The organism is Halioglobus sp. D3-4, from assembly GCF_055809315.1.
This window is the reverse complement of sequence record NZ_CM147907.1, coordinates 3,497,217-3,509,317: the sequence shown is the minus strand read 5'-3', so window position 1 is coordinate 3,509,317 and position 12,101 is coordinate 3,497,217. Positions and strand designations below refer to the sequence as shown.

At 56.9% G+C, this 12,101-nt stretch carries 12 protein-coding genes; 2 read left to right on the top strand and 10 right to left on the bottom strand.

Going from position 1 to position 12,101, the window contains the following annotated elements; all coding sequences use genetic code 11:
- Nucleotides 1-26: 26 nt before the first annotated feature.
- From AC0L6S_RS15250 to AC0L6S_RS15215, 8 genes are all read right to left on the bottom strand, one after another.
- Nucleotides 27-1,202, bottom strand: coding sequence for an amidohydrolase family protein (locus tag AC0L6S_RS15250; protein WP_473424964.1), 1,176 nt, complete (start codon nucleotides 1,200-1,202; stop codon nucleotides 27-29).
- A gap of 46 nt (nucleotides 1,203-1,248) precedes the next feature.
- Complete coding sequence (locus tag AC0L6S_RS15245; protein WP_473424963.1) at nucleotides 1,249-2,019, bottom strand: acetoacetate decarboxylase family protein; 771 nt, start codon at nucleotides 2,017-2,019, stop codon at nucleotides 1,249-1,251.
- Nucleotides 2,020-2,136: 117 nt separating this feature from the next.
- A complete protein-coding gene (locus AC0L6S_RS15240; protein ID WP_473424962.1) occupies nucleotides 2,137-2,910 on the bottom strand; it encodes an SDR family NAD(P)-dependent oxidoreductase in 774 nt (257 codons plus the stop codon).
- Nucleotides 2,911-2,929: 19 nt separating this feature from the next.
- Nucleotides 2,930-3,829, bottom strand: coding sequence for a VOC family protein (locus AC0L6S_RS15235; RefSeq protein WP_473424961.1), 900 nt, complete (start codon nucleotides 3,827-3,829; stop codon nucleotides 2,930-2,932).
- A gap of 15 nt (nucleotides 3,830-3,844) precedes the next feature.
- Nucleotides 3,845-4,678 carry an alpha/beta fold hydrolase gene (locus tag AC0L6S_RS15230; RefSeq protein ID WP_473424960.1) on the bottom strand — a complete coding sequence of 278 codons (834 nt, stop codon included), beginning with the start codon at nucleotides 4,676-4,678 and terminating at the stop codon, nucleotides 3,845-3,847.
- A 38-nt stretch (nucleotides 4,679-4,716) separates the two neighbouring features.
- The gene (locus AC0L6S_RS15225; RefSeq protein ID WP_473424959.1) at nucleotides 4,717-5,928 is read right to left on the bottom strand and encodes an acyl-CoA dehydrogenase family protein; all 1,212 of its coding nucleotides are present in this window, start codon (nucleotides 5,926-5,928) and stop codon (nucleotides 4,717-4,719) included.
- Between the two features lie 376 nt (nucleotides 5,929-6,304).
- The gene (locus AC0L6S_RS15220; protein ID WP_473424958.1) at nucleotides 6,305-7,405 is read right to left on the bottom strand and encodes an FAD-dependent oxidoreductase; all 1,101 of its coding nucleotides are present in this window, start codon (nucleotides 7,403-7,405) and stop codon (nucleotides 6,305-6,307) included.
- Between the two features lie 43 nt (nucleotides 7,406-7,448).
- Nucleotides 7,449-8,075: a 2OG-Fe(II) oxygenase family protein gene (locus tag AC0L6S_RS15215; RefSeq protein WP_473424957.1), complete on the bottom strand. Its 627-nt coding sequence runs from the start codon at nucleotides 8,073-8,075 to the stop codon at nucleotides 7,449-7,451.
- A 161-nt stretch (nucleotides 8,076-8,236) separates the two neighbouring features.
- Here AC0L6S_RS15215 and AC0L6S_RS15210 point away from each other — a divergent pair, with 161 nt between their 5' ends.
- Entirely contained in the window at nucleotides 8,237-9,148 is a 912-nt protein-coding gene (locus AC0L6S_RS15210) for a sulfotransferase domain-containing protein (RefSeq protein ID WP_473424956.1), read from the top strand.
- On the top strand, nucleotides 9,145-10,083 hold the full coding sequence (locus AC0L6S_RS15205; RefSeq protein WP_473424955.1) for a sulfotransferase domain-containing protein: 939 nt from the start codon (nucleotides 9,145-9,147) through the stop codon (nucleotides 10,081-10,083). Before AC0L6S_RS15210 ends, AC0L6S_RS15205 begins: the two co-directional genes overlap by 4 nt.
- A 134-nt stretch (nucleotides 10,084-10,217) precedes the next feature.
- Here the strand turns inward: AC0L6S_RS15205 and AC0L6S_RS15200 are convergent, their stop codons facing one another.
- Nucleotides 10,218-10,901 carry an ABC transporter ATP-binding protein gene (locus AC0L6S_RS15200; RefSeq protein WP_473424954.1) on the bottom strand — a complete coding sequence of 228 codons (684 nt, stop codon included), beginning with the start codon at nucleotides 10,899-10,901 and terminating at the stop codon, nucleotides 10,218-10,220.
- Nucleotides 10,898-12,097, bottom strand: coding sequence for an ABC transporter permease (locus AC0L6S_RS15195; RefSeq protein ID WP_473424953.1), 1,200 nt, complete (start codon nucleotides 12,095-12,097; stop codon nucleotides 10,898-10,900). Before AC0L6S_RS15195 ends, AC0L6S_RS15200 begins: the two co-directional genes overlap by 4 nt.
- Nucleotides 12,098-12,101: the final 4 nt, after the last annotated feature.

The following is a 12,101-nucleotide window of genomic DNA, read 5'->3' as shown; positions in this document are numbered from 1 at the left end:
CCTTATTTTGTTGTGAAGTCAGTTGCCTAGGCGAAATCTGACTTCAATGGTCCGATGCGCTCTGCGATCGGTTGCAGGTCTTTAATATCGAGGTTATAGCATTCCAGTGCGTTCTTGCCGAGTATCAACGACAGTTCCTGTTCGGGTATGCCGCGCATCACATCGAGCAGTTTCTCTTTCGTCTTCGGCCACGAGCCCTCGGGGTGTGGGTAATCCGTACCCCACATGATGTTCTGGATACCGATGTCGTGGCGCACGGCGGTAGAGCCCTCATCGAACAGGGCCGAGGCGCCAACCCAGCAGTTGCGCCTGAAGTACTCGCTCGGTGTCATTGTCAGGTTGCTGCGAAAATCGCCCAGTTTGCCCGAGGTGTGCTTGACCGATGCGCGCACGTCCATCATCTCCAGCATATGGGGAATCCAGAACTCGCTCACTTCGGTAATCACGAACTTCAGCTTTGGAAAAAGCTCGAACACGCCGCCGAATATCAGGTGCCACAGCGGACGGCTGGTCCACCAGGCGAACTCTGTCAGATAGATTCCGACGGCGCCAGGTAGTGAGAAATCATAGTCTGGTGATGGGCCAGAATGTGTGTGAACTACCATTTCATGCTCTTCACAGAACGCCCAGATCGGGTAGTATTTGGGGTGATTGTAGGCATCCTTGTCACCCATCAGTGCGGGAATCAGGATGCCCTTCAGGCCATTGGCATGGGCCCATTTGACTTCGGCCAGTGCCTCGTCCACATCGTACAGCATTAATATGATTGCCAGGCCGATGCGGCGCAGTGGTTCCTCTTTGCAGAACTCTGCCATCCAGCGGTTGTGCGCCCTGGCACCGGCCCACTGCAGTTCCGGTTCTACGCCCCAGGGTTTCAGCGCCAGCCCGGCGCCGAACGGCGGCGCATTCATCTCGGTGATGCCGTCGGGGAACAGCACTTCGGCGGCAACGCCATCGGCATCGATTACGCGGTTGCGCACTGCGCCATCCCAGGCGCCGTTCAGTCCGTCGGTGATGCCGTCGCGCCATTTATCGTTGAATTCGGAGATCAGAAAGCTCTCCTCGGCCTTACGGGTCTTGCGTCTTTGTATCGGTAACTCTTCATCGAAAGCTTTGTGGTATTTGCTGTCGAGGTAATCGCGATAGCCCTCCATCGGCAGGCCGGCGTGGCCGTCTGTTGACACAATGAGATAACGATCCATGAATGATGCTCCTGGTGACACGGCGCGGTGTCACTTACTGTTTATGTTAAGCCTGAATCGGCCCGCCGTTCTTACCGAGCCAGCGGCTGCCTGAAATAACGTCCACGTAAGGCCAGAATCCTTCTGGATCCAGCGCCCCGGCAAGTGTGATTTCCCGGCTCAGGTACTCCGGCCACCACAAATGTGCAGAGAGCTGTTCCAGCATCGGCAACTGCGTGGCAATGGGGTCCCAGGGGCTGTCGAGCAGCGTAAGCTTGCCGTTCAGCGCTATCCTGTGGCCCGGCCCGTATTTGCCCTGCACGTGTACCACGTGGGGGGGGAAGTCATAGCCTTTGCCGCCGCCGACCTGACGGGACACCTTCACCCACCATTCATTGCGCTCCAGTCCACCGGGCAGAGGGTCTTCCTCGCCCACCTCGCCCTCGAAGGTGACGAAAGTGTAGTGCTGGTGCGCGCAGCGTGCGGTGACCTTGTTCTGCAGGCGAAAATAATCGGTGTGGCAGGGAAATTTCGGTTGCCCGTTGGTGAACTGGCTGATGAAAATCGCGGACTCCTGATCAATGCCGTAGCCCAGCGCATATTCACCGGCTGTTCCCTGGTAGCTGGCGTCGGCGGTGATCAGGATGCCGTACTCGGGCTCTCCGCTCACCGGCAGATTGTAGATGGTCAGTGTGACGTTAGAGGTGTCGCTGTTCTCGATGCCCGGCGGCAGCAGTGCAGCGATTTTGTCGGGGTCTGTGCGATAGACAATTTTGAGCATTGGCCACTGGCTGATTTCTCCCGGGCTGGTGGCTGGCTCTTGGGTCGGGTCGGACATCGGGCATTCCTCGTGGTATAGGTCTTGTATGATTCGGTCAATCTACACTTGGCCCGATGGCGGAAAAACCCCGAAATCGTGATAAGAGCGTTTCCAACCGGTGGCTAATGTTTTGCGTTATTTCAGGTAGGCGCGCTGGAAGTCGCCCATGCTGCGGACAGCGCTGCGCCTGGACTTCAGATAGCGGTGCCGAAATGCGCTCAGGCTGTTGCGCCAGCCGGGAATCACACTCGGCTGCCGGCCCAGCGCAGCCAGCGCTATGCGTACAACAGGCTCAGGCTCCATGCCGTAGCTGATGCGCCGGGATTTGGTGGCGCCCGGTGATAGGGTGAGAAAATCGATGCCGTGATCCTTCAACTCGTAGTGCAGTGCTTCACCCAGCGTCAGCTGGTAGGCCTTGCTGGCTGAATATTCCGCCATAAACGGTAGTGGCATATGCCCGGCGATAGAGCTGACCTGAATAATCGCGCCGCGCCCCGCCGTTCTCATACACTGCGCAAAGTGGTGAATCAACCTCAGCTGTACGAGCGTATTGAGTCGTAAACACGCTTCCAGTTCCTGTGAGTTTCTGTCTAGGAACCTGCCGTGGTAGCTTTCGGCTCCGGCATTGTTGACGAAGAACGCGATGGGCAGGTCATCCGTTGTGGCAGTAATGGTGGACAGGTAGTCGTCGGCGCTCAGATCACAGGGAATCGCCCGGGTATCAACATCCCATTCCGACGCCAGCTCCTGGCACTGGGCCTGCAATTGGTCCGCACCTCGCGCCAGCAGCGCAAGATTAAAACCGGCGGTGGCGAGTTGGCGGGCAAACTCGCGACCGATACCGGCGGTACTGCCTGTTACCAACGCCCAATTCCCGTATTTTAAAACCGCATCACCTGTGTGCGCCATACGAACGCCCCCGCTGGTTTTACAGTGAGAATTTGTGTCCCCAGATACTCGGTAGTGTGGTTTTTGTCGGTGTGTAGTTCGCCCAGTCCATTTTCAAACCCTCGCAACCGAATTCCAGCTCAAAGCCGCCGGGCGTGCGCATATAGAACGACAACATACGATCATTGGTGTGACGGCCCAGCGTTGATGTTACCGGAATCTCGCGTTGTAGCACCCGATCGAGACAATAACCCACTTCGTCGACACTTTTTACTTCCAGCATCAGGTGGATACAGGCAGACGGGTGTTCGCCACCAAACAGCGCGATAGAGTGATGGCGCGGGTTTTCGACATGCATAAAATTCAGGCCGAGACCCGGGTCGTTCGGGTCGTCAGAGAATTTGAAATGCATATAGTCTGAATCGCCGAAGCCGAGCACCTGCGTGTAGAAATTATGCGTTTCTGCCAGGTTTGGCGCCGGCAGCACAGCGTGACCGAACCCTGCATCGCCGTTGAACCCGGTTTCGAACTCAGCAATACCCAGTGGTGAGATGAACTTGGCATAGTCCAGATCGGCGCCGTGATAGAGTTCCAGCGTATTGCCTGCAGGGTCATCAAAGCGAATCAGCTCGCGTACGCGCCGCTGCTGGGCCTCTGCGGCTGTGCCTGCTGTGATCTCCACACCGGCCCCGATCAGTCCTTCTTTCGCCGCATTGAAGTTCGCCTCATCCAGCAACTCCAACCCGCACAGCTGCAAGCGATCACTGTCGCCGGGCACGATCGCCAGCCGGAAGGGACGTTCGTCCATTTTGAAGTAGATGACGCCATCGTCTGGCATCGCCGGCGCGACCATCAGGCCCAGTACCTCGGTGCCGAATTCCAGCCATTTTTGCGGATCGGTCGACTCGATCACCGCATAGCCCAGACTGCGTATATTCATAGATATTCTCCAGTGTCAGTCGCTGCCCAGAAAAGCCAGCACTTCCTTATTGAACATGTCGGGGTGCTCCACCATGACCCAGTGGCCGCATTCGGACTGGATGATCAGTTTCATCCGCGCACAGTTTTTGGCCAGTGCCAGAATGCCGCTGTCCGGCATCATACGGTCATTGGTGCCCCAGAAGGCCAGTACCGGGCACGACAGCTCTGGCAGACGCTCGGCCAGATACGGAATGGCCATCGTCCACATCACATGGCCGTTCATCAGCGACATGATCTGTGATCGCTCCTCCACCAGCGCATCGGTGGCGTGTTTCGGATCGTGTGTCAGGCCAAACGCAAACAGGTCTTTCATCACTGCGTGTGAAATAGGCTCGCCGGAGCCGTACACCTCGAACATTTTCTGCATGCCGGGCATTTGCAGGTATTCCTCCTGCTGGCTCATGCCGCCCGGTGCCATCAATACCAGTTTGTCGACCAGCGCTGGATGTTCCAGCGCGAGGCCCATGGCAACTGCACCGCCGAGTGAGTTGCCCACAACACAGCAGCGCTCAACTCCGATGACATCGAGCGTTTGTTTGACGCACTCGACAAAGAATGACAGCGGGTGGTCGACATCATCCGGTTTGTCGGAGAAACCAAAGCCGACAAGGTCGGGCACAATGCAGCGATAGCCCTGCTCCGCCAACCACGGGTAGTTGTCCTTGAAATTGCTGTGGCCGCTGGCTCCGGGCCCCGAGCCGTGCAGGAAAACAACGGTAGGGCCGGTGCCTACATCGATATAGTGCATGCGATAGCCGTTGGCGCATTCGGCGTAATGTTCCTCGGGTAGAACCCCATTCAGAGCCATAGTGAATTCCTCAATTATGAAAAAGTGAAGAGCCTGGTTTAGAGGCTTGAGTCAGTGCTGGGCTGGCCGAACAGCATGCCGCCGAGATTGATCGAGAACGGTTCACTGATATTGGCGATATGCGCCTGGCTGGCGAAAATGTCCTGGTGCTGAGCCAGCATTGCGCTGCTGTTTCGTATACCGCCGGAACCAGCGGCCTTAAGCATGCGCGAGGACAGGGCCAGACACTGATCGGCGACCTTTGCCGTCTCGTAACGAAACACTGCGCGGTCCACCAGGGGTACTTCGGTATCGGAACGCGCGGCGTCCATCAGTCTGTCAAAGCTCGTGAACATCATCAATTTCATGTATTCGATTTCGGCTTTAGCATCGGCGGCAACCTTTTTGGCGCTGGGGTCATCTTTCATCGGCACCGGCCCGGCTATGCGTGTTTTGGCGACCTCGATATAGTTTTCCAGTACGCCCTCGACGGCGCCCAGTGAGGCATTGCACACGGCTCTGGAGAACACTTGCATAAAGGGCAGGCGATACAGCGGTGCCTTGTTGCGATGTTTTTCTCCGCCACGATCTTCGCGCATCCGGTGTACGTGATGTTCGGGGACAAATACATTGTCCACAACGATATCGTGGCTGCCGGTTCCCTGCAGCCCGACAACGTCCCAGTTCTGCTCTATCGAGTAGTCGCCGCGTGGCAGTAGAAAAGTGCTGTAGTTCTCCATATCCCAGGGCGCTTCCTCGGTGGGGATGACCGCGCCGAGAAACACCCACTGGCAGTGCTCGCATCCACTTGAGAAACTCCATCGGCCGCTGAGCATAAAGCCGCCATCTACAGGCGTGACCATGCCCATGGGTGCGTAGGAGGAAGACACCAGTACGGTCGGATCATCGCCCCATACGTCAATCGATGCCTGCGAATCAAACAAATTCATCTGCCAGTTGTGAACAGCCACCACGCCCAGCACCCATGCACTGGACATGCAGGCCTTGGCCAGTTCCAGCCCCACGGCGTAAAACACCTGTGGGTCCATCTGATAACCGCCGTACTGCTCTGACTGCAGGATCTTGAAAAAACCTGCCGCATGGAAATCGGCAATGGTCTCAGCGGGTACTTTACGCTGTGCCTTGCACTGCGCTGCCCGCTCTAGCAGCACCGGTTGCAGATCTTTGGCCGCCTGCAGCAATTGCAGCGCACGTGGGGATCCCATACTGTATTGCGCGCCGATACCGGCTGCTTCCGCTGGATTATTCACAGTCTCTCCTTACCCGCTTATTGTGAAGACGGTAACGATAGCTCGCGCCTGTGCTGAGAATAAGGTGCTGCGGGTAAATTTACTGTGCACGAAAAGAAGGTAATGATTGCAGGTCGTTATTTCAGACTGTCTCTTCGAGCCGTCCCTCCGGGTAACCAGCCTGAGAGCTCAGAGGGCTGAGATATTCGCCCTCAGACCGGTTCCCCGAATGGACTGGATCAGGCGCAGTGTGAGCAGCGCAGACAAATCGCGACTCCTCAGGAACCAGGCGGGCGGTAGCGACAATGCGCTGCGGCGAATATCCCAGCCCCCTGAGCAAGAAGTGCATTGTCGCTGCTGCTCGCCGACTACAACGTGAGTACTTGACGTTGCGGTCTCAGTCTTTGCGAACACCTTTGTAAATAATTCTGCGCACCGCCAGTGGAAATAACAGGGAGCGAACAGTCCACTTGGGAAACCGAAAACTGCTGCCGTCGGGCTGGAATACGCGCAGGCCGTCTCGCTGTACGCCATATACTGAACCCCAACGATAACGCGGTGGATCGTAGCGTTTCATATCGCTGTCGCGGCCTTCAAGATGAGCGCGCATATTGTGGCCGAGCAGGCGGTAGCCCCAGTTACGGGCAGAACTGCGATGGGGGTCGGAGGCCGCTATGTCCCCGACGGCAAAGACATTCTCATAGCCCGGAACGCGAAGGCATTCATCCGTCTTTACAAAGCCGTCGGCGTTCAGCATGTTTGCGGGAATAAAACCGTTATTGGGTACCATCTTCCCGACTGCCCACAGCGTGAGGTCGGCATTGAAGGGCGCCTGACCGCCTCCCCACTCTACAGGCCCGGTGGTAAATCGGTCGCACTGGAAGTCATCCGGGATTGCCGCGCGGTGCCCGGGATGCAGGTCAACGCCTGCGCTCTTGAGGTGTCGCTCTACGCGACGTCGAACCTTGGGGTGATACCCGGGCAGGGGTTGCGCTTCACTGAAGAAGAAATGCACGGATTTTTGCGGGTGACTCGCGGCCAGATTGGCGGCAACACTAACGCCGGTGGCACCACCGCCAACGACCGCAATGGTGTGCGCTTGCAACAACTCCTGTGAGGTACTGTCGATAGACCGGTTGATAGTGTCGATATCCTCCAGCGTGCTATTGCGCCAGAAGCCATTGGTCACGCCGGATGAAATTAACAGCGCATCATAGGGTTCGACAGATGACTCGCCGTCCTGCGAGAGCACGGTCACAGTGGTATTTCGGGTATCGATCGAGGTGATCAACCCCTGCAGTGTGCGGACCCCATCCAGTTTTCTGTAGCGTGAAAAAGGCATGAGGTAATCCCGCTTCCACTGCTGCGGCTGCGTCAGCCTCATGCCCAACTCCTGCCCACTCACCAGAACGGGTTTGGGGCTGATACCCACGATGTCGAAGTCGTTGCCGAGATGGATGGCCACTAGCAGGCCTGTATCGCCAAAGCCGGCGATCACTACACGTTTTTTTGCAGGTGTATGCCCGATGTGAGAGCGCTACCTAGCGCATTCCCAGTACGTTCTTCATGAAGTGGGTGCCGAAGCGGCTGATACGCTGTGCCGCCACCGCCAGTGGGCTCTGATCCAGGTAGTTGATCTGCACCATGCGGCGCTCACCGACAAAGCGGGTGTGGCCGTGCCAGGAGTGGTCGGTGCGTCGAAAGGCAATCATGGAGCCGCCAAGCGGTGGCACTTGGGTTGCGTAGTCCTCGATATCGTTCTTGGAGCGTAGCAGGCGCAGCTGACCGTCGGGGTGATCCCACTGTTCATTGAAATAGACCAGCACGGTGATGACCTTGCTTTTGTGGTCGGTATGAATATTGCCATCAGTGCGCTCGCAAAATTTGCGCACTGTCACCGTGGTGGGCAGGGAGGCCAGCTCCATGTCAAATTTCTCACCTAGCACAGTGGCCAGCTCCTGCCCCTGGAGTTCCTCCATGAGCGCTTCGAAAGCCGCGCCATAGGTGAGGTTTTCCAGCGCGTGATTGGCGGCGGTGTCGATGGCAGGGTAGTCGCGATTAACCGCCTTAAGCGCACCGGCGTTGAGAAACTCCGGCACCACGAGGTAGTCGTAGGGGTCGGTTTTCAGCGGGGTCGCGCGTAGCGCATCGATATCAATGAGTGCCATAGGCGCATTTTAGTATGCTGATTGTTGCCCCGGCAAGGCGCCGCGGCAACACAGGATGTTAATAGTGCGGTAAATCAACACTTGCCCGCTTAGTGCGGGAAAAGCCGTTTTACGGTAGAATTTGCCGCCTTTTGAACCAGTTACCGAGGATAATCCCGCAGATGGCCGATAAGGCACGCGTCGTGTTACGCCACATTATTATGGCTCTCTGCTTCTGGTTGCCGGCTGCGCGCCGCAAGGCGATAGAGCGCTGGCTGCGCGGGCGCGAGGAGTTCAAGAAACTGCAGCGCAGCGACTGGGTGCTGATGAGTTGGGGCAAGTCGGGCCGGACCTGGCTACGGGTGATGTTGTCGCGAGCCTATCAGCTCAAGGGAAATCTCGATGCCAGCGAGCTGCTGGATTTCGACAACCTCAAGCACCGTGATCCACAGCTGCCGGCAGTCTTTTTTACCCACAATAACTATCTGCGTGACTACACCGGCAATGCGCAATCCAAACAGCACTTTCAGGGTAAACGGATTGTACTGCTGGTGCGTGACCCGCGTGATGTCGCGGTGTCGCAGTTTTTCCAGTGGCAGTTTCGGATGCGCCCGAACAAAAAGTTCATTAACGATTATCCGCCGCATGGCGCTGACATCGATGTCTGGGATTTTGTGTTGGACAAGGATGCCGGCCTGCCGCGCATCGTCGAGTATTTCAACGGTTGGGCACAGGCTATCCCGGAACTGCGTGACGTGTTGGTAGTGCGGTATGAGGACATGCGCAAGGACCCTGGCGCTGTGCTGGCAGAAATCCTGGCTTTTACCGGCACGGCGGTTACCGTCGAGCAAGTGCAGGAGGCCGTGGATTTTGCAGCCTACGACAACATGAAGAAAATGGAGCAGGATAAATTCTTCAAAGGCAGTGGCGCGCGCGTCAAGCCTGGTGACAAAGACAACCCCCAGTCCTTCAAGGTGCGAAAGGCCAAAGTGGGCGGCTACCGCGATTACTTCACTGACGAGCAGTGCGCGCAGCTGGAGCACATGGTCGCTGAACTGGACCCGATTTTTGGTTATGGTGGACAACAGGCATGAAACTGGCCATCCAGAATGTTCGGCAGTTGTGGCAGACAGGTCGAAAAAAGCTGTCGCGTCGCATCCTGCATTGGAAAATGCGCGGGCAACCCGAGGCGGATATTCTCATCGCCGAGCGCAAACTGCGCGGTGTGGAGCAGTTCGACAAGTTGCAGCGCGCTGATATTGTGTTTGTTTCTTTCGGAAAAAGCGGGCGCACCTGGCTGCGTGTGATGATCTCTCATTTGTTTCGAGTGAAGTATGGCTTGCCGGAGAATGCCGTGCTGGGCTTCGACAATTTTCACAACCTGAACAAGTCTGTTCCCAAGACATTCTTTACGCATGACAACTACATCAAGGATTACACCGGCGACCCGCACAGCAAGGCGCCGTTCTACAACAAGCGTGTAATCCTGCTGGCCCGTGACCCACGCGATGTGGCGGTATCGCAGTTTTTCCAGTGGAAGTTCCGCATCAAGCCGACCAAGGTCGCCATCAACAATTACCCGCCCCGTGGCAGCGATATCAGCCTGTTCGATTTTGTGATGGGCGACAATGGCGGTAGCCTGCGCGCGGTGACCGACTACCTGAACCTGTGGGCACAGGAAGTGAGCAACATGGAGCACTTCCACCTGCTGCGCTACGAGGACTTGCGCGCCAGACCACGCGAAGAGTTGCGCGCTCTGCTGGACTTTATGAACGTGGATGCCACAGATGCTCACGTTAACGCGGCGGTTGATTACTCCTCCTACGAAAACATGAAGAAGATGGAAAGCTCGCAGCAGTTCCGTCTTGCCGGTGGCCGCATGATGCCGCGCGATAAGGACAACCCCAACAGCTTCAAGGTGCGCCGCGCAAAAGTCGGCGGCTACCGCGATTACTTCACCGATGAGGAAGTTGCGGCAATTGACGCGCGATTAGCCGAAACCCTGGATCCGCTGTTTAACTACAAATAGTTCGTGAGTGTGGCAGCTGGATAACGCGATACGAATCTTTGGGGTCAGAGTAAGAGCGTCGCGAACGCTTAATAAAGGGTCGTGTACAAGCTGATTCCACGCTGCCCCAACGACTCTCACTGCCCCCAGCTACGCTAATCAATACAATCGATTCTCCCATCCAGCACTTGTATACGGTGGTCACAACGGTTGGCGATTTCCGGATCGTGTGTGGATATAAGAAATGTCGTCCGCTCTTCCCGATTAATGATTTTCATTTGCTCCATCACCTGAAAGCCGGTTTCCCTATCGAGATTCCCTGTTGGCTCGTCAGCCAGCACCAGATCCGGTTTATTCATCAGCGCTCTGGCAATCGCAACGCGCTGCTTCTGCCCACCTGAAAGCTGGGTCGACAGGAAGTCGACGCGGTCGGCGAGGCCTACCCGCTCCAGCAGGTCTCCCGCACGCTGGCGCATGGCGGGTGTTAGATGGTTCTTCGGTGCGGCTGCTGGGAAGGCAACGTTTTCACGTGCAGTGAAATCGGGTAGCAAGTGATGCGCCTGGAAAACGAACCCGAGGTGGCGGTTGCGAAACTGGGATCGCCGGTCCTCTTTCAGGTGCGTGACGTCCTGATTTAGCAATGACATACGACCCGCAGTAGCACTCAGTAAAAGCCCCACAATTGAGAGTAAGGTGCTCTTTCCCGATCCTGAAGGCCCCAGCAGTGCAACCAGTTCTCCGGCCTGCAGTTGAAAACTGATACCTTTGAGTACCGGCGTTTCAACATCCCGGGAGCGGAAGGTTTTGGTGATTTCCTCAACCTCCAGAATCACAGTCATTGCTGAATGGCCTCCAGTGGATCAACATTGGCCGCTGCGCGAGCAGGGAGGGCGGCGGCTAGCACAGCACCCAATGCCGTCAGCATGATCACCAGCAGGTAACCGCCCTGTTCCGGGGCGATCGGTAACATGGGGCTACCATCGGCCTGCTTGATCGAAAACAACCAGAGGCAGAGCCCGTAGCCTGCAAGTGCGCCGACCAGCCCACCCACCAGCCCGACCAGCAAACCTTGCAAAATAAATACACTGGCTACGAAGCGCCGGGAAATTCCGAATGAGCGCATGATGCCGATTTCACTGCGCCGTCGATAGGTAGACAGTAACAGCGCACTGGCCACGACAATGACGATGGAAATCATCGCAAACAGTTGAATCAACGACCCGGTGCTGCCCTGCGCCGCCAGTGCCTCCTGTAGATTCCGGTTCTCCTCCTGCCAGGAGCGAGCTCGCAGAGAGGTCTGAGCCTCCAGTGCTTCGGCGATCAAGGGGGCCTGGTTTGGATCCATCAGTTTGACAGATAACTGGCTGACACCATCAGGCAGGTCAAACAGTGGGCGTGCTGAACGCAGGTTGAGATACGCAATTCGCTCATCCACACTGGCAATGCCGATTTCAAAAATACCGCGTACAGTCACCAGCCGCTCGCGGTCGCGATCCGTACGCAGAATCACCGGCTGGCCGATATTGAGGCCGAGATCGTGTGCCAGGTTGGTGCCAATCAGTACACTGCCCGCAGATAAGTCGGCATCGCCGTGCACAAGGTTGCGCGCGATCGGGGCGACGACAGAGAGTTTTTCCGGCTCAATACCAATGACCACGACAGGTGCCACCGCTTCGCCGCGAACCAGAAAGCCATTGCCATTGATTTCCGGGCGGGCGGCGATAACACCGGGGATCTGTTCAATCATACGGACGAGGCTTTGCCAGTCTCGTATCTGGCGCCGTTGGGCCGTCGATACCGGAGTTGCTGCATAGCTGTCCGGCGCGGTAAGCACAGGCGCCTTCTGTAATTCAGGCTCTACTGTGATGTGTGCAATGCTGCCGGTAGTTTCCTCGGTCAATGCCTCAGCGAGGCCATTAATCAAGGCCGTGATGAACACGAACGCGATGACGCCCAGCGCGACCCCAGCAATCAGCAATGCCGTTTGCAGCACATTGGAAGTCAAATAGCGCCATGCAACCTGCCACTGGAACATGGCG